Annotated in this window: 15 protein-coding genes, 1 tRNA gene and 1 pseudogene; 5 read left to right on the forward strand and 12 right to left on the reverse strand. The window is 56.2% G+C overall.

The features are described 5' to 3' along the window. Positions 1-4 precede the first annotated feature (4 nt). Complete coding sequence (locus Q4G72_RS15985) at positions 5-919, forward strand: EamA family transporter (protein ID WP_303312429.1); 915 nt, start codon at positions 5-7, stop codon at positions 917-919. Here Q4G72_RS15985 and Q4G72_RS15990 read toward each other — a convergent pair. Next, entirely contained in the window at positions 916-3,540 is a 2,625-nt protein-coding gene (locus Q4G72_RS15990) for a DUF5686 and carboxypeptidase regulatory-like domain-containing protein (protein WP_303312430.1), read from the reverse strand. The genes Q4G72_RS15985 and Q4G72_RS15990 overlap by 4 nt on opposite strands. Before the next feature lie 95 nt (positions 3,541-3,635). On the opposite strand from Q4G72_RS15990, the gene Q4G72_RS15995 reads away from it, so the two are divergent. Continuing rightward, a complete protein-coding gene (locus Q4G72_RS15995; protein WP_303312431.1) occupies positions 3,636-4,187 on the forward strand; it encodes a regulatory protein RecX in 552 nt (183 codons plus the stop codon). Here Q4G72_RS15995 and Q4G72_RS16000 read toward each other — a convergent pair. From Q4G72_RS16000 to Q4G72_RS16030, 7 genes are all read right to left on the reverse strand, one after another. Further along, complete coding sequence (locus Q4G72_RS16000; RefSeq protein WP_303312432.1) at positions 4,184-4,774, reverse strand: GNAT family N-acetyltransferase; 591 nt, start codon at positions 4,772-4,774, stop codon at positions 4,184-4,186. The genes Q4G72_RS15995 and Q4G72_RS16000 overlap by 4 nt on opposite strands. Positions 4,775-4,798: 24 nt before the next feature. Then, entirely contained in the window at positions 4,799-5,431 is a 633-nt protein-coding gene (locus Q4G72_RS16005; RefSeq protein WP_303312433.1) for a DUF4230 domain-containing protein, read from the reverse strand. Between the two features lie 107 nt (positions 5,432-5,538). Next, the gene (locus Q4G72_RS16010) at positions 5,539-6,510 is read right to left on the reverse strand and encodes a 1-aminocyclopropane-1-carboxylate deaminase/D-cysteine desulfhydrase (protein WP_303312434.1); all 972 of its coding nucleotides are present in this window, start codon (positions 6,508-6,510) and stop codon (positions 5,539-5,541) included. Positions 6,511-6,605: 95 nt separating this feature from the next. After that, positions 6,606-9,152, reverse strand: a complete 2,547-nt coding sequence (locus Q4G72_RS16015) for a YfhO family protein (RefSeq protein ID WP_303312435.1) — start codon at positions 9,150-9,152, stop codon at positions 6,606-6,608. Between the two features lie 215 nt (positions 9,153-9,367). Further along, positions 9,368-9,652: a DUF4834 family protein gene (locus Q4G72_RS16020; protein WP_303312436.1), complete on the reverse strand. Its 285-nt coding sequence runs from the start codon at positions 9,650-9,652 to the stop codon at positions 9,368-9,370. A gap of 11 nt (positions 9,653-9,663) precedes the next feature. Continuing rightward, positions 9,664-10,422 (reverse strand): FkbM family methyltransferase, encoded by a 759-nt coding sequence (locus Q4G72_RS16025; RefSeq protein ID WP_303312437.1) that lies wholly within the window; start codon positions 10,420-10,422, stop codon positions 9,664-9,666. 65 nt (positions 10,423-10,487) lie between these two features. Beyond that, positions 10,488-10,940, reverse strand: a complete 453-nt coding sequence (locus Q4G72_RS16030) for a hypothetical protein (protein WP_303312438.1) — start codon at positions 10,938-10,940, stop codon at positions 10,488-10,490. 157 nt (positions 10,941-11,097) lie between these two features. On the opposite strand from Q4G72_RS16030, the gene Q4G72_RS16035 reads away from it, so the two are divergent. Beyond that, positions 11,098-11,173, forward strand: a tRNA-Thr gene (locus tag Q4G72_RS16035). A gap of 123 nt (positions 11,174-11,296) precedes the next feature. Here Q4G72_RS16035 and Q4G72_RS16040 read toward each other — a convergent pair. Further along, a complete protein-coding gene (locus Q4G72_RS16040) occupies positions 11,297-11,980 on the reverse strand; it encodes a hypothetical protein (RefSeq protein ID WP_303312439.1) in 684 nt (227 codons plus the stop codon). Positions 11,981-12,214: 234 nt separating this feature from the next. Beyond that, entirely contained in the window at positions 12,215-12,649 is a 435-nt protein-coding gene (locus Q4G72_RS16045; protein WP_303312440.1) for a hypothetical protein, read from the reverse strand. A gap of 264 nt (positions 12,650-12,913) precedes the next feature. On the opposite strand from Q4G72_RS16045, the gene Q4G72_RS16050 reads away from it, so the two are divergent. Further along, the gene (locus tag Q4G72_RS16050) at positions 12,914-13,519 is read left to right on the forward strand and encodes a C40 family peptidase (RefSeq protein ID WP_303312441.1); all 606 of its coding nucleotides are present in this window, start codon (positions 12,914-12,916) and stop codon (positions 13,517-13,519) included. 368 nt (positions 13,520-13,887) lie between these two features. Then, positions 13,888-14,049: pseudogene (locus Q4G72_RS16055) on the forward strand (YkvA family protein); the annotation flags it as partial. Positions 14,050-14,467: 418 nt separating this feature from the next. Here Q4G72_RS16055 and Q4G72_RS16060 read toward each other — a convergent pair. Together Q4G72_RS16060 and Q4G72_RS16065 are read right to left on the reverse strand one after the other, a co-directional pair. Continuing rightward, a complete protein-coding gene (locus Q4G72_RS16060) occupies positions 14,468-14,734 on the reverse strand; it encodes an acyl carrier protein (protein ID WP_303312442.1) in 267 nt (88 codons plus the stop codon). A gap of 29 nt (positions 14,735-14,763) precedes the next feature. Next, positions 14,764-18,264, reverse strand: a complete 3,501-nt coding sequence (locus Q4G72_RS16065) for an efflux RND transporter permease subunit (protein ID WP_303312443.1) — start codon at positions 18,262-18,264, stop codon at positions 14,764-14,766.

Raw genomic sequence — 18,264 nt, forward strand, 5'->3', positions numbered from 1 at the left:
TTCTGTGAGACTCTCGCGCTACCATCTGGCCGCTTTTATGGCCTTTCTGATTTGGGGATTTTTTCCTTTGCCTCTGCGCATGCTGAGCAGCTATGCCAGTGGACAGATTCTGTTTTTCCGGGTGGTGCTGTCCTTATTGCTATTGCTGTTGATTAATGGCGTGCTGCGCCTGCCAGCCGTGCGGGCCACCTGGCAGCAATACCAGCAAGCGCCTCACCGAGAGCGGCGCCGGGTACTAGCGCTGACAGCCGTGGGCGGATTGCTGCTGGTTGGCAACTGGTTGCTATTTATCTATGTTATCAACCAGGTAAGCGTGCAAGCCGGCTCGTTTGCGTATCTGATTTGCCCTATTATAACAGCACTGCTGGGCTTTTTTCTATTGCACGAACCCCTGCATTTGAAGCAGTGGCTAGCCATTGGCCTCAGCGCCATCAGTTGCGCGGTGCTGGGAGCCGGCGACGTGTACACAGTAGCACTGAGTTGCCTGGTAGCTCTCACTTATGCCTTTTACCTCATCACCCAACGCCTGCTGCGCAACTACGATAAGCTCATTCTGCTGACCCTGCAGCTTAGCCTGGCGGCAGTAATCCTGATTCCGCTGGCCGGGCCGCTGGATGCTCACCCGTTGGCTGGTTTTCAGGACCCGCACCTACTCCTTTATGCCGGGATTCTTAGCGTAGGCTTCACTGTAGTGCCGCTGTTTTTGAACCTGTACGCGCTGAATGTACTGCCTTCCGGCACCGTGGGCATTCTGATGTATATCAACCCCCTGGTGAGCTTTGTGCTGGCTTTTGTGTACTACCACGAGGCCTCCGGCACCACGCAGGCTATTGCCTACGCCGTTATTCTGGCTTCTGTCGTGCTTTATAACCTCCCAGACCGCCGCAAGGCGCCGCAGCCCGCGCTGCAGGATCGCTAGAAGCCGGCGCCAATGCGCACTCCGGTGCTAAGCTTCTGCCCGGAGCGGAGCGCCGTGTAGGCATCCACGCGCAGCACTTTGAAAATATGCTCAATACCGACGCCCAGTTCTACATACTGGCCCACGGTGGGCGTACTCAGATAATTCAGCGAAGCCACTTCCTGCCATTTCAGCTTCCGCAATAGCGGTACTTTGTTCAGCAGAAACCCATTGAAGTGGTGATTCACGTGGGCTTCCAGGTAGCGGCTGCGGGTGCTGAACCGGTAGTAGTCCAGTAGTTGGAACTGCTCGAAGTTGGCGGCAAAACCTGTGAGGTTGCCCGAGAAATGGCGGTAGTCCATAAACGACAGTTGCGGGTGGCCCAGAAAGGCGCCGGCTGTTATGTTTAGGTGCGTCTCGCCTACCAAGCCCAGGGACGCTTCTTTACGCACTCCGGCCTCCAGGCGTGTGTAGCGCACATCGGAGCCCAGCACGCCGGCCAGCCCTTGCCGCCAGGCCAGGCGCAGCGTAGGGTATTTGGAGCCGAGGTTGAACTTGCCATCGGGCCGGATGATATACTGCTGGCCTGGTTGCCAGGTTAGCTCCACCTGCACCGTGAGCGACTGGTTGCGGCCGAAAGAAGGGTCCGGCAGTTCCTCGCTGACGGCCTGGTTAGGTGTGAAGGCCCGGCCTGGAATATCGATGAGCACTTTCCGACTGTTATTGGAAAGCTGGCGGCGGTCGGCGTAGCCTAAGGCGGTGCGCAGCATCAAACCGTTTACCAGCTCATGGCGCAGGTTCAGCTCGCCGCCGTCGCGCTGGTAGTACTTGGCGTAGTTGTGGTTGCGCAGCAGCGTGTATTGGGTGTTAATGAACGGCGTGAGTTGCGAGTTCGGGTCAAAATCCTCCACGGTGCGGCCCACCATAAACCCCACCCGGGTAAAGGAAAGCGGCCGGAAGGTATAGGCTCCCGCCAGACTGGGGCTGAAAAGCCTGGCCGCTACCCCATACCGCAAGGCGGGCGTGAGCGAGTAGCTCCGCCGGTCTTCGTAGCGTTGGGTGTACGTCACTTCCGGGTTGATAATGACGCCCTCCACGGTACTGTATTGCAGCAGGTTGAATACCGGTTGCACAAACACAGTGCGCCGCCGGAAGGAACTGCTGTACGTGTAGCCTGTGAGTAATAGCTTAGTAGCATCCGGCACGTTGCGTTTGCGGTCCAGCGAGTCCTGGTAGGGCTTTGATTTCTTTACTACTTCAGCACTGTCTTTCACGTGGAAGTCTTTCTGCTCTTCCTCTGTGAGCGGAATAGGGCGCACCTCTTCCCAGAACGTGGAGTCGCGCTCATTCACACCTTTCTCAATCCGAAGCACCTCTCCTTTTGCCAGCGGTTCAATTCCTGCCTCCGCTTCTGGCCGGGCTTCGGCCGCTTTCACTTGTTGCCGCACCCGACTTTTCAGGTTGCGTAGGTCAGGCCGCTGCTTTTTGGCTTCCGCCACGGTTTCGCGGCGTACGGGTCCTGCTACCTCCGGCGTGGTGGGTGGTGGAACAGCTTTTTCCTGCGGACGAGCCGGATAAGTGGCCTGCACGCGGTAGTTGGAAAAAACAGCGTTAAAGTAGCCGCTGCCTTTAAAGCCCATACCTTTCCCAGTCACGTTTACTTTCTGCGACTGCAGCACCCAGATATCGGGACGGCCGGGTGCGGGCATAAACTGCTGCTCAATGCGCACCGTCTCCACGTACTCAATACCGGAATTCTGATCCAGGGAAAGCTCCAGGCTGTGCAGCCGCCAGGAGCCATCTACCAGGTAGATATAGCCCGTGAAGGCGGGGTCGGTGTGGTGGCGGGGCGTTACCCGGATTTTATGAATCTGCTCCCCGTTGCGCTCTGTGGTGCCCACCAGCTCGTAGCGGTAAAACAGCATGGCATTCTGGGCAATGGGCGAAACAAAGCCGCGCTCCGAGAAGCCGGAGTTCAGCAGGTTATCGTAAAAATTGAAGTTGCGGCCCGAGGCCCGGTTGAAGCTGAATCCCTTACTGCTTCCACTCACCCGGGAGGCAATCATCCGCTCCCGCACCACGTTCGGCTGCCGGAAACTCAGCTCCGATACGGATTCCGATAAGTAAATCACGCCCGGTTTCAGGCTGGGGTCGGTTTTGAACAGGCCCAGGATTTTGCCAGGCACATCAATCAGACGCACTAACCCTTTGATATAAGTGCGGGCCGAAAACGCGGCTACCTCGGCGCGGTGGTAGCGGCGCCACTCAATGGCGTGCTGCACTAAGGCATACGCCGGGTCCCGGTCTTTGGCGCGCACTAATACCTCGTTCAGCTTATAGCTTTCGGGCTGTAAAACAACGTCAAGGGTGGTAGTGGAGTCGCCGCCCGCTACACGCACCGTTGCAAAGCGCGGCTGATAACCCACGTACTGAAATACCAGCTCGTAGCTGCCCGGAGCTAAGCGTAGCTGATACTGGCCCTGTTCATTGGTACCAGTGCTTTGAGTAGTGCCGCGCACCGCTACGTTGGCAAAGGCTAGCGGCGCTTTATCAGGACCCGTCACCCGGCCGCGTACAATGCCAGCGTAGGCCAGGCAGGCATTCCACAAGAAACATATACTCAGCAATACAACACGCAGCATACCAGCTCAACTCAGGCTTATTCCCGGTGAAGATAGAGACAAACCAGCCTTGCTTGGTTGCGTGCGTATGACCTGCCAGCCGAACGACTTCGCCTTTGGCATCGTTACTTTATAGCCTGCTACTGGCCCAGCCCATTTTCCTCTCTATGTTTCAGTCTTCGAAAAAGAAAAGTTATACGCCCGGTGAGGCACTCCAGAAAATAGCGGCTTTCTGCGCTTATCAGGAGCGCAACTTTAAAGAAGTGGAAGCCAAGCTGCGCGACTACGGCCTGGATGAAGACGAAGCCGGGGAGATTATTATCAAACTGAGCCGCGAGAAGCTGCTGGATGAAGAGCGGTATGCCAAGAGCTTTGTGCGGGGCAAGTTCCGCCAGAAGAAATGGGGGCGCCGCCGCATTCAGCAGGAGCTTAAGCAGAAAGGATTATCAGAGTACTGCATTAAAGCGGGCATGAAGGAAATAGACGGCGACGAGTATTACCAGAACCTGGTAGACCTGCTGGAAAAGAAAGACGCCCAGGAAAAGGAGCGTCATCCGGCCAAGCGGCGGCAAAAGCTCACGCAATTTCTCACGCTAAAAGGCTATGAGTCGGACCTGATTCGGATGGCTATGGACGACCTGGGCAAAGAGCCCGGAGAGGAAGACTAGCCTAGCGACGAAGCCAGACGATATTCTGAGCGCAGCAGGCCATATAATACGGCGTCCTGCCATTCTTCATACAGGTAATACCGTTCCCGCTGGTAACCTTCCTGCTGAAACCCAAGCCGCTCCAGGCAGCGCCGGGAGGCCGTGTTGCGTGGGTCTACATCTGCCTCCAGGCGGTGTAAACTGAGTTCCGTAAAAGCAAATTCTACCAGCGCCGCTACTGCCTCCGAGCCATAGCCCTGCCGCCAGTGCGCGGAGCTCAGCGCATACCCGATACCCGCATGCTGATTTGTGCTGCTGAGGCTGTACAGCGTACACGTGCCAATGACGACATCATCGGTGCGCCGTGCCACCCCCCACTGGAACAGGCTGCGGCTGGCAAAGTATTCTGCAATCTGGGCCTGCAGGGCTGCCGCTTCGGCTTCTGCCGTCATGGGTGTTCGGCTCCAGTAGCGCATCACGGCCGGATCAGAGAAAACGGTAAATAATGCCGGTATATCGGCAGGGGTGAGCCAGCGCAGGTGCAGACGGCTGGTAACAATGGTAGGCAGGTGCGGGTGCTCGGGCAGGAAGTTATTGGCAGAATTCATCCCCAAGAATACTGCATTCCGTGATTACCGCCGCTTAGGCAGGCGAGGCACAGTCATTTGTTGGGTGAGAACTACGCGGCGGCCGGTCATGGTTTCCAGCATGGGGCGCAGAATAAGCTCCGCGTTTTGCGTTGTCTGGGCCAGAATGCCGGATTGCAGGGCGGCACGGCGCACGTTTTTCTCGGCGTAGCGGTAGCCTTCATCTACCAGCTCGGCATCCTGAAAAAAACCATTTTCTACACTATATACCTTGCTGGCACTGTGGTCTACCTGCCAGGTACACAACTCGGCCGGGGGCAGTGCCACCCGCACCACCGAGTCACCTTCAAAAACCACGTCCTGGGGGCGAACCTTGCGTAAATCCAGACAGCCCACGGCATCACCGGCTACAATAAGGGCCACTTTAGCATCGGGCAGGAAGCGGTAGGTGCTTTTCTTATACTCCACTACATCTTTGAAGCGGTAGCGCACCAACTCCAATCGGCCCAGGTTTTCCACTTTTTGCAGCACCGTGTTATGGGTTACGGTGATGCGCGGGTCGGCCCGCAAGGGGTCAAAACCCGTCAGGGCCGGCTCTACCTTCTTCCACAGAAACCACCCCAACACGAGGAGAAACGCAAGTGGCAGTAGCTGACGTAATAGACGGGCTATGGGCATGTGAGAAACGGGTATTTTTTACTGATAAAGACAGTGAGTAAGGTGGTAGAGCTTAATAACGTGGGTTACCTCAGCTAGCTATACGCTATATCGTGGCCATTTGCTGACTATAGCGAGAAACTACTCTCCTCGGGCCACCAGCCGCTCCGGTTCCCGAAACGCTGCCGGAAGCCGGCCCACCCCTGCAGCCCACCGGTATGAATAGCTACCACGGTGCTGCCCGGCGCAAAATAGCCCTTCGTCAGCAGGTCCAGTACTCCCCAGAGCAGCTTGCCCGTGTAAAGTGGGTCAAGCAATACCCCATGCCGCTCCTGGAATCCTTGAATAAACGCTAGCAGTTCAGGCGAGAAACGGGCATAGCCACCAGCATGGTAAGCTGTCTGCAAATCGTAGTTGGCAAAAATCTGCCCGGTAGTGGCTTGCGTTAGCGCATCTATTTCTGCTCGTAGAAACTCTCCTCCTTTTAGAGCCGCTACACCTACCGCCTCCTCTGTGCCGTGCAAGCCTGTGAGCAGGCCTGCCAGCGTGCCCCCGGTACCGCAGGCTACGCAGAGGTAGTCGAATGCCGTCTGGCTGCGCAGTTCCGTGACCAACTCGGCACAACCGGGTAGCGCCAGGGCATTGGAGCCTCCTTCGGGAATGATATAGGCCGGGCCGGTTTGTTGGAGGAGGTTGGCCAGCACGGCGGGCTCCTGTTTGCGCCGGTACGTGGCGCGGTCCAGGTACAAAAGCTGCATGCCATCGGCTACAGCCTGGTCCAGCGTGGGGTTTAGGGCATTGGCAGGGCCATTTCCCAACTCTTCGCCGCGCACTACACCAATGGTGTGCAAGCCAGTTAGCTTACCGGCGGCCGCCACGGCAGCCAGATGGTTAGAATAAGCACCCCCAAAGGTGAGCAGCGTATGATGCCCCAGCCGTCGGGCTTCCAGGAGGTTGTATTTGAGCTTGCGCCACTTATTGCCGGGCAGGATGGGGTGCGTCAGGTCATCACGCAGCAATAGCAGCCGCACCCCCCGCTCCTGCGCCATAGGCTCGTGCAATTCCTGCAAGACCAGTGCCTGCCCGGCTTCCCATTTCATACTTAAACCACCATTCTTTATGCACCTAAAACAACTGACCCCGCTTCTGGCGGATGAAGGCCGAAAGCGGGGTCAGCAAGCACTCAGGGCACTAACTAGGCCACCAGCTTTTCTTGCTCTTCTACTACCGGCTCCGGCTTCTGGCGCAAGGCATACACCAAGGCAGCTACCATAGCCAGAATCAGAATAACTGAGGAGATGAGCGACACCGTGTTGCCCATCTTATAGGACGTTGGCTCAAACTTAAAGTCGATGATATGCTTGCCAGCGGGCATGGGCAGCGCCCGCAGCACGTAGTTGGCGCGCATGTGGGGAACCAGCTTGCCATCGATGTAGGCATTCCAGCCATCCTTGTAATAGATTTCTGAGAACACCACAAAGCCATCCTGGGCAGCATTAGCCTCATAGCGCAGGGCATCGGGCGCGTAATTGCTGAGGCGAATAGTAGAGCCTTCTGTAGAATAGCTGGTTTTGCTGACGGGGAACTTTGAAACATCCACAACAGCTGTGGTAGCCAGATTGGTGGTGCTGAGGGCGTTGATTTCCTGATCGGGGTTCTGCACTTTCTCAATGTCCCGCACAAACCAGGCATTGCCTAGCGCGCCGGGGTTGCGCTGCACCGGCGTCTTTTGGTCGCCAGTGATGAGGTAGCGCATGTTCAGCATGCCCAGCACCTGCGGGTTTTTGGTTGAAATCTGCCGCTCAATCAAATCCTGGTAGCGGCGCAGCTTGGCACCGTGGTAGCCACCCAGGCTCTTGTGGAAATACGAAGTATTGGCTTCGTTGAAGGGGTTATCTGCATTCAGTACCCGGTAGCTCAGGTCTTTATCCTGCAGGATAATCTGGTCGGCTACGGTAGGCACAAACTGCTGGGCCACGGTTTCGCGCTGGAAGTTGTTATCGTTGAGGTAGCGCTTGTCTACGCTCCACAGATCCACCAGCGTGAGTACGCCCACCAGAGCCACGGTCATTGTAGCGGAGAGTTTGCGCTGCAGGTAGAACCACAGCATGCCGGCCGTTAGCAGAATAAACACCAGGGAGCGGAAGATATCCGTATGCATCAGGCTGGCGCGGTCCTGGCGCAGGGCATCCAGCGGGAAACCCTGCTGCTGCAGCATGCTGTCGATGGGCGAAGCGAAATCAGCCCCCAGGCCAAACAGGAAGGCCAGCACGCAGATACCCGCCGTGATGCCTACCGCATATATCAGCTTGCGCTTCAGGTCGGCGGTTTCGGGCGTATCAACCGGCTTGGGGGTTAGTGCGGGGTGGCCGTTAGCCGCCACTACTTCCGGGCGGCTACGCAGCACGCGGGCCAAGGCCAGTACGGCCAGCAGCGGCACGGCCAGCTGGGCAATAACCAGCGCCATGCTCACGGAGCGGAATTTATTGTAGCCGGGGAAATAGTCGAACATCAGGTTGTTGAATACCTCAAAGTTCTTGCCCCAGGCCAGCAGAATAGATAGAATAGTAGCCGACAGCAGCCAGATGCGGGTGCGACGGTCGGCCACAAACAAGCCTAGGAAGAACAGCATTAGAATGCCGGCGCCCAGGTATACCGGGCCACTGGTGCTGGGCTGAGCACCCCAGTACAGGGGCAGCTGTGCCAGGTAATCCTTCAACTGCATGGGCGGCACGCCCAGTGCACTCAGTGCCTTAGCCGTTTCCGAGGACTCGCTCAGCTTGCCCTGCGAAGCACCACCATAGTAGTTAGGCACGAGCAGCGTAATGGTCTCGCCCACGCCGTAGCTCCAGCCAAACGCATAGTCCCGGTCCAGACCGGAGCCGGCACCTTCTTCCCTAGCGGCAGGAGCCTGGCCAGGGGCTGAAGGCGGCGGAGTGGTTAGCTCAGAGCGGCCCCGGATGCTATACTTGCCGTACTCCAGCGTGGTATACAAACGGCCGAAGCTGACGCCTACTGCCAGCAGCGCAGCCACAGCCAGTAGCGCGGTGCGGGACAGGAAATCGGGCAGACGATTGTTGCGAACGGCAAAAATCAGCTCTACTATCCCAAATACCAGTACCATCAGCAGCAGGTAATAGGTAATCTGCAGGTGATTGGAGCGCAGGTTCATGGCCAGGCCCAGCGCAAACAGGGCCGTGCCCAGTAGCTTGTTCCGTCGGTACGTGACCAGCAAACCAGCCAGTACCAGCGGCGCATAGGCCAGGGCCAGTGATTTAGTATTGTGCCCCGCCGCCAGAATAATAAGGTTGTAGCTGGTAAAACCCAGGGCAATAGCGCCCACGGTAGCCAGCAACGGCCGCACGCCCAGCGCAATAAACAGCACGTAGCCGCACAGCAGCGCCAGAAACAGGTTAGCCACTACAGCCGGCAGGTGCAGAGTAAACAGCTGATGTAGATAGAGGGACAGGTCGCCAGGAAAGCGAGTACTGATGAGGTAGGTAGGCATGCCGGAGAACATGGAGTTCGTCCAGAGTGCTTCCTTGCCGGTTACCTCGCGGTATTGGGCTGCTTCGTGTGCCCCACCGTTAAACTGCACAATATCATGCTGGGACAGAGTTTTCCCGTCGAAGAGGATAGGCGAGAAATATACGGCGACCAGCACCAGGAAAAATACGACGGCCAGCAGGTGCGGCAGCACCCGGCGCCACAGCGGCACGGGGCCGGAGGTAACGGTTGTCATTCGGCGAAAAAAGAAAGCTAAAAACCTGCTTTGCCGGTAAACAGACCGGGAAAGCAGCCCCAAGGTAGCCTGATTATTTCATTTCTGGCAGTACAATTTCAGAATCCCGGCCTTGCCTTATAGCCCTTCTCGCATGAAAAAACCCTTCTACCAGGGCGGCAGAAGGGTTGATTTGTTTTTGGAACACAGACTGCTTTAGCGGAAAGCAGCCCGGCTTATTTCACTTCCTCAAAGTCAACGTATTCGCCGCCTTTAAATTCCTGCGGCTTTTCGGCGGGCTTAGGTGGCACATAGTCCACACGCACATCACCGGTAGCGGTGGAATGGTTGGGCTCGGGCTGATTAAAGGGAGCTTCAAATGGGACCTGCCCACCAAACTGCTGGCTATAGCGGCGGGCCTGTTTTTGCACTACCCGGCCCAGTACCAACCGCAGCACCACCGGCACTACAAAGCGGACAATCAAAGAAATAATAAGAAGAGTAAGCAGGAACTTGACCATCAGGAAGCCGCCTATGCGGCAGGGTTGGTGGGTTGAAAGTAAAAATCGGCCGTTACAACACTTGCCAGCTGGGCCGGGCTGCACGGAACAAGGTCTGAACGCTCAGACAGAACAAATGGTTTGTAGCCCAGCTTTTCCAGCAGAGCCGTTACCTGCCGGCGGTTTTCGAGGCCATTCAGCTCCGTTTGAATAAGTGGTCGGAAACGGCGGAGCGTGTGCTGCATGTGGCGAAATACTTCATACTCGAAGCCTTCTACGTCGCACTTCACAAAATCCAGCCGGGGCAGATCGGCAAACAGTTCATCTGGCACCCGCATGGGTACCTCGTAGGTGCGGGCGTAGTTTTCCTGGGTATTGCTGGCCGCTACCTTGGTCATGCCGTGGTGCAGCAGGCCTTCGCGCTCCGGGGTGCCCATTTGCACGGTGGTGTTTTCGCCTCCTAACGCGTAAGGCAACAAGGTGAGGTTGTTGTAGCCGCTTAGGCGCACATTATCCTGCCAGATTTGCTGAAACAGCGGAATAGGTTCTACGGCTAGCACCCGTCCCTGTGGCCCCGCCAAGCGCGAAAGCGCTACGGAATAATAGCCTAGGTTAGCGCCAATATCCACACACACAAAGCCCGGCTGCACAATCTTTGAGAGGAAAAACAGCTCCGGATACTTCTGCTTGCCCCAACCTGCACCTACCAGGCGCAGGTATATGCGGCTTACCAGACGGATATACCGCTCAAAGCCGAGCGCCTGCACCAGAAGTTTGCGGAGTTGTTTCATTGCGGCCACAAAGATGCCGGAAAGCCGGGAAACCTTGTCCTTCTTTCTAAACAGCTCCTCCCCTACTACTGCCGGGCCAGGCTCCACAGCCGGGAGGCCGCTGCGGTAGCCAAACCACCGATGAGGTACCACGCTATGGTCATGACCTGGGTTTGGGGAGTGCGGTTACTGGGCGCCTCTCCCAGACCCAACGGCCCAGGCAATAGTACCCCGCCTACGCCGGCTGCCAAGCCCAGGGCCGCCCCACGCCACCACACATGCGGCCCCGTACCAACCAAGCTATAATACAGCCCATTGCTCAGGACGTCTCCCGACAGGGTCAGCCTGTACGCCGTCTTTTTATCGGGTTGCGGAGCATCGGCCTTATATAAAAGCTTCCGCAGGGCCCGCTCGCCCAGAATATCCATGCGCGGGGCATCGGCGGGGCGCAAGTGGCGCACCGTTTCATGCAGGGTATTAAGTACCAGCGCACCGACCAGGCCGCTTCCTAAAGACTGGGTAACCGAGGTGAAATTCATAGTAAGTGCGTGTTGTAGTTACCTAAGGTTTGTTTCAACGCCGCTTTTCTCCATGGGGTTAGCTACCGGTCTGCTAAAATTTTGCGCAGCGGGTTGCGCATTGTCTGACAGGCTCTTTATCTTTGCTGCCCCTAGCGGCAATTAGCAGCAGGGAAATGCCTTCTTAGCTCAGTTGGTAGAGCAGCTCATTCGTAATGAGCAGGTCGCAGGTTCGAGTCCCGTAGAAGGCTCCAGCAAAAAGCCCCCGTATGCCTTCAGGCATACGGGGGCTTTTTCGTTCTTGGCTTTATGCACCAACACAAATCCGGCCAGGTAGAAATCTACCCGGCCGGTTGCATTACTGTTTTACAGGGGCCTTACAGCACATTGTCATAGTCAGAGGAAGAACCAAACCGCGTGTCGGTTTCGCTGCTAGGCTTACGGAACGAGCGGTTGGTTTCCGAAGTTGACGAAGAGGAATAAGAAGACGAAGGCTTATTCCAATCGGAACGGTACGAAGACTCCGTGCGTGGAATATTGCCGGAACGATAGTCACGGGCGCGGCGTGAAGCTGAGTCCGTCACATTACTAATGCGGGAGCCCGAAGAGCGCGACGCCAGGTAGCTAATACCACCCAGTAACAACGCACCGCCTACTACTTTTTGCGTGGTGCTCAGCTTGTTAAATTGCTCAGCGGCTTTTGAGCCGATATCCTTAATAGACTGGGGCAGTTGGTTTACAGTGTCACGCAGATTGGCTTGGCCCATCCAGGAATTGCGCGAAGAATCTTCGTTAGAACTGTTGCTGCGCTGCTGTGAGCTGCTGCCCGACTGGTTCTGACGGCCGGAAACAGAAGACTGGCTCTGGCTGCGCGTTTCGCTACCCTGGCTGGTGCTCTGGGCACCCCCGATAGAAGACTGATCCGAGCGGGAAGAAATGTCACCGGAAGCACCGGCTGCAGGCGAATTCTGACGATTTACGCCTGATGCAGAAGACTGGGAAGATTTATTAGCAGCCGAACCGGCTGACGAAGATGAGGGATTCTTGGGGGTGTTTTCCATAAGGCATATGTAGAATTAGAAGTACATTAACCTGCACCGGCAGGCGGGCCGGGCTACCTCTCTATTCGTAAGTAATGACTTAGAGGTTACAACTTTCCCCCGCTTTTGCCATGAATCTGTACATCGGCAATAGCACAAAAAGAAGCTGAAAAGGCGTGCAAAAAGGCGGCGGTGTAGCCGCCATTTTTACCGGACCGCCGACTGCTGCAGCAGGCCTATTGCGAGCCGGAAAATTTAAGAGGGCAAACTATCCGGACCTGGGGCGCGGGCTCCCCGGTGCATCTGCGCAGGGTCGGGCAAGGGACGGCCAGCCGCGTATAAGTGCGCCTCATCGCGCCCGGCCTGCCGGGCCTCTGCCTCAAAGCGGTTAGCATAATACCCCACCCGCATCGACTCTATTAAATACTTCCACAGGAAGCCGACAAAGCCATGTTCCCGAAACTGGCGGATGTGGCACATCTCATGCGCCACCCAGTAAGGATCCTGCAAAAACTCCTCCCGGCGGGCACCACTAAGGTGCACGGTATTGCCCAGCACCATCGCCACACTTTGGGAGCGAAGCACCAGCCGGGCAATGCGGGCAAAGGGTGAGTTTTCTAAAATGCGCGGCGTACTCATGGCTACCAGAAACGGCCGGAATATACGGGGCGGGTTTGCAGGAAGTTGCATAGTCAGTCTGGATCATTCTTTTTATGCATTGTACTTAACCATGTATTTTGATTTTTTTCCAGGATTTAGCTTGGATACACTCCCTTGCTGTGCCTAGTTTTACTCAACAGGGTATTTCAGCAAAGGCTGACTTTTCTCTGGCTTACCTCTTTTTTCAACCTTTTTTACAGCTGCTTCACACCTGGTTATTGAGTAACGAAGGAGTATGCTAAGGCCCTGGCTGGGCCGACCCACCAAAACGATTCTGCCACCACACGACGGACAATGAAAAACAGAATACTGTATTGCCTCGCCGCTGCCTCTCTGGCTCTATCCTTTTTCTTCGAGAAAGCACCCGTTACTGCTGCCGGCGCGCCGGTAGTAGCTGAAGCCTCTCTCTTCCCCGAATTTCTGATTAGCGGCTCTGATGAAGCCGCTAACGACCGGGCCTCCTACCGGGACTCCGTCCTGTATCAGCACTACTCCAGCGCCTTGGGCGTGAAGCTGAGTTACACCGAGGATAAAGACCTCCTCCGTACCGTAGCCGATTGGATGGGCACTCCTTACCGCTTTGGCAGCAACACCAAGCGTGGCACCGACTGCTCCGGCTTTGTAACCCGCGTATTTAAAGAAGTTTACGGCGTAACGCTGCAGCGCAGCTCCCGCTCCATGTTTCAGAACGTGAAGCGCGTAGGCAAAGACGAAATGCAGACCGGTGACCTGGTATTCTTCCGCCGTGGCCCGGGCCAGCCCATCTACCACGTAGGTATTTACCTGAAGGATGGCAAGTTTGCCCATTCCGCTACCAACGGTGGCGTCATGGTTAGCTCCCTGAACCAGGCCTATTATCACCGCAATTTTTATGCAGCTGGTCGCGTAGCCCAGAATTAAGCTTACCTGCTTTTCCTTTTCGCCACTGCCCTGCCTGTACTCCAGGCAGAGCAGTGGTTTTTTATGCCTCCGGTAGCCGGAAGTGCGCAGGCCAACTATTTTTGGGCCCGCGCAGTATAGAATATCCTCCTGGCTTCATTCCGAGCCCTCCCTTCACATTCCAACCTTTCTTTTCCATGGATACTCAACCTCCCAAAGGCGAACAGGTAAGCTCCTCACCCTTTTTTAAACGGGCCCTTCGCACGGCCGAAGAATACGTTCAGAAACCTACCCGCATCAAGCAATTACTGAATGATGCTTACCAGAAAGCCAGCGACAAAAAAGACGTAGGTACCCTGGCGCACGAGGCCTGGGAAGGGCTGCAGCGGATGTTCCGGCTGGTGCGTGCCGCAGCCAGCGGTGAGTACAAAGGTCTGCCCACACCTACTATTGTGGCGGCGGTAGCTGTGCTGCTGTATTTCCTGAGCCCCATTGATCTGATTCCTGATTTTATTCCGGTGCTGGGACTGCTAGACGACGTAGCCCTGGTCGCCTGGTTTACCTCTACCCTGAAAGATGAGATGGACAAGTTTGAGGAATGGGAAAGGACCCAGGCTGTCGTAGTCTCCAGCCCTTCTGCTTCCGCAACTGCTACGCATGTAAACGCCACGGAGCAGCGCCCCGAGCAAACGGCTCCTGCTAAAGCAAATGCCTCCGCTACGCCTGAAGCTGAATCAGCCAAGAAAGCGGGTGTCGACCCAGTGTATACGGAGAAAAGCCCCGCTCAAACCGCTGCTAAGCCGCACGCTGATATTGCGGCCAATACCACCGACAGCAGCCGGGAACCAAACACTTCCTCTAATGCCAATGGCGACACTGGCGGCAACGTCCGTTAGCCTTTCATAACAAGACACAAAAAAGCCCGGCACCAAATGGTGTCGGGCTTTTTTTATTGCCTCCGGGCAGCTGCTAAGCCGCGGCTTCGGGCGTATGGGTGGCTACGTAGTTCACAAAATCTCCTACGGTGCTGATAGGCACCTCATCTGGGATAATGATATGGAAGCTACGCTCCAGTTCCAGAATGATGTCTACGACATCCACGGTATCGAAGCCCAGTTCGCGGCTGAGGTTGCTGGAAATACGCAGGCGCGAAGGTTTAATGGCTTTGCGCTTGCTAATGATGCGCACCACTTGCTGAGCAATGGCACGGGAGGAAGGGTTCGTCGAGGCAATCATAAGGGGACGACGTTCAGAAAACTAGAGAGTTAGTAGTTGGCGAATACCGGTGGAGTAGCCGCCTCAATTTCTTCGGCATCAGCGCTTTCTACAGCGCCGGGGCCGTCTGCCGGCCGGCCGGTTACCTTTTCGCGGATTTTTTCATTGAGCAGATACATAACCGGGACTACCACCAGGGTAATGATAGTTGCAAACGACAACCCGAAAATGATAGTCCAGGCCAGCGGCCCCCAGAACACCACTGATTCACCACCGATGAAGAAGTGCGGGTTGCCGGAGTTGAACAGCTCGTAGAAGTCAATATTCAGGCCAATAGCCAGCGGAATCAGACCCAGAATGGCGGCCGTGGCCGTCAGGATAACCGGGTTCAGACGCGTCCGACCGGCCAGGATGATGGCCTCGCGCAGGGGCATTCCCTGGGTACGGAGCATGTCGGTGAATTCTACCAGCAGAATGCCGTTTTTCACCACAATACCGGCCAGGGCAATGATGCCCACACCCGTCATCACAATACTGATATTCATGCCCGTAATGGCCAGGCCCAGCAGCACCCCGATGATGGAGAAGATTACTTCCGTGAGAATAATGAGCGGCTTGCTGAAGGAGTTGAACTGTGTTACCAGAATCAGGAAGATAAGACCAATGGCACCCAGACCGGCCAAGGGCAGGAAGTCTGAGGTTTCTTTCTGATTTTCCTGCGCGCCACCCATCTTAATTGTGTAGCCGGGCGGCGTGGGGAAGGCCTTCAGCGCTTGCTGAATGTTGGCTACCACATCCGGGCCGGTAAAGCCGTTCAGCACGTTAGAGGAAATGGTAATCACGCGCTTCACGTCTTTGCGCTTGATGCCGCCATAGGTGGTGCCGTAGGTGACATCAGCTACCGCGCTGATGGGCACCTGGCGCACCTGGCCAGTGGCGTCGCGGAACGTGAGCGGCGCATTCACAATGGCATTCACGTCCTCGCGGTATGGCTTGGCATAGCGCACCTGAATAGGGTACTCATCATCCGGCGTCTTGAATTTGCTGGCTTCCGTGCCGTAGATAGACGTTCGCACTTCCATGCCAATCTGGGCGGTGCTGATGCCTTCTCGGTTGGCGCGGGTCCGGTCGATGTTCACGGCAATTTCCGGGTTTCGGTCTTCCAGGTTGGAGCGCAGCTGCTCCACACCGCCAATGTTCTTCGCGTTGATATAGCGAATCACTTCCTTTGACAGCGCAGCCAGCTTCACGTAGTCGTCGCCGGCTACTTCAATGGCAATTTCCTTACCTGTAGGTGGGCCGCTGGCTTCCTGATCTACCGCTACCTCAGCGCCGGGAATGCCTTTTACCACTTCCCGGATTTTATCCATGTAAGTGCTGGTGGCGGGTCCTTTTCGCTCGCTGAGCTCTTTGAAAGCCACACCCACTTTGCCCAGGTGCGACTGCGACACGCCGGAGGCGGTAGCTTCGCCCGGGTCACCGGCCCCGATAGCCACGTTGGTAATCACCGATTCCACGTCCGGGTTGTTGCGACCAATAACGCCGTAAATGCGGTTTTCCAGCACTTTGGTTACCGAGTCGGTAATCTCCACGCGGGTGCCTACCGGCATTTTCAGGTAGGTATACACAAACTTGGGGTCACCCTTCGGGAAGAAGGCTACTTTGGGCTGGCGGATGCGGACTGCCATAATAGACAGGAAGAACAGCAACACCATGCCCACCATGATGCCAATTGGGCGCCCGAAGGTTTGCCAGAAGGCTATGAACCTACTTAAAAATGAAGAATCCTGCGCCGGCACCGGGTGACCAATGGCCCACCGCACCAGACTGGCATAGCCATTCTGGAAGCGCGGCAGCGCCCGGGTCTGGAACCAGGCAATCATCTTCACAAATACAAATTTGTTGAGGAAGATGAAAAGGATAATTGTCAGCGTCAGGTTACCAACGAAGGATGAGCCAAATGAGTAGCCCAGCACTGCTACCAGCGCCAGTCCACCCATAGCCAGCAGAAAATTCCGGCTCATCTTTGGCTGATTGTCCTCCGCGTGGTGGTTTTCGCGCTCCATAAAACTCACGGCAAATACCGGGTTCATGATGAAGGCTACTACCAACGATGACATCAGCGTAAGAATCAGGGTAACGGGCAGGTAATACATGAACGAGCCCACAATGCCAGGCCAGAACAGCAGCGGCACGAAGGGCGCAACTGTAGTCAGGGTACCAGCCAGTACGGGCACGAATACCTCACCGGCCGCAAACTTGGCCGCACGGGGCGTATCCAGGTTCGGGTGCTCGTGCAGCAGGCGGTGAGTGTTTTCGATGACCACAATGGCATCATCCACTACAATACCCAGGGCCAGCAGGAAGGCGAACAGCACAATCATGTTCAGCGAGAAGCCGAAGATGGGGATGAGCAGGAACGCCAGGAACATAGAAATCGGCACCGAGAGGCCCACGAACAAGGCGTTGGTGGTACCCATGAAGAACATCAGAATCAGCGTTACCAGCAGGAAGCCAATGATGATGGTGTTGATCAGGTCGTGGAGGGTAACGCGGGTGTCGTTGGAAGTGTCACCGGTTACGGTGATGGTCAGTTCCTTGGGGAGGCTGGCTTTCGACTCTTCAATGATCTGCTTGATCTTGTCGGAGGCATCAATCAGGTTTTCGCCCTGGCGCTTTACTACGTTCAGGCTGATGCTGGGCTTGCCGTCGAGGCGGGCGTAGCTTTCGCGGTCCTTGAAAGCATCTTCCACGGTGGCAATGTCGCCGAGACGCACGGCGGCGCCGTTCAGGTTTTTCACCTGAATATCAGCAATATCGGAAGCCTTGGTGTACTGACCGGCCACGCGCACGGCGCGCTTCTGGTTGCCTACATCAATAGAGCCCCCGGAAATGGTGATGTTCTCGCTGGCAATGGCGCGCTGGATATCCGAGAAGCCCAGGCGCGAGGCGCGCAGCTTGTTCAGGTCCACGTCCACGTTTACCTGCTGCTCCAGGGCACCAATGATGTCTACACGGGTAATTTCGGGCAGGGCCTCAATCTTATCCTGGAAGTCGTCGGCGTACTTTTTCAGCTGGCTCACGGGCAGGTTGCCGGCCAGGTTGATGTTCATGATAGGCAGCTCGGAGAGGTTAATCTCCTGCACGGTGGGTGGCGTGGGCAGGTCGTTGGGCAGGTCACTGCTGGCCTTGTCCACGGCGTCCTTGATAAGCTGCTTGGCATACTGCACGTCCACGCCCGAGTCGAACTCCACGTCCACGATGCAATAGTCCTGGTTAGAAGTAGAGCTGATCTTCTTCACCCCGTTCACGCTCTTGATTTCCTTCTCAAGCTGGCGCGTGACCAGGTTCTCGATGTCCGTGGGCGAGGTACCGGGATACACCGTGGCCACGATGATGCGAGGAATTACGATATCGGGGAATTTCTCCTTGCCCAGCTTGATGTAGGCGAAGATACCCGCGATACAGAGTATCACCGTGATGATGTAAATACTGGTTTTGTTATTGATGGACCAACTGGTGGGTCCAAACTCTTTTTCAACGTCCTGCAT

The organism is Hymenobacter sp. BT730, assembly GCF_030542105.1.
Lineage (GTDB): Bacteria > Bacteroidota > Bacteroidia > Cytophagales > Hymenobacteraceae > Hymenobacter.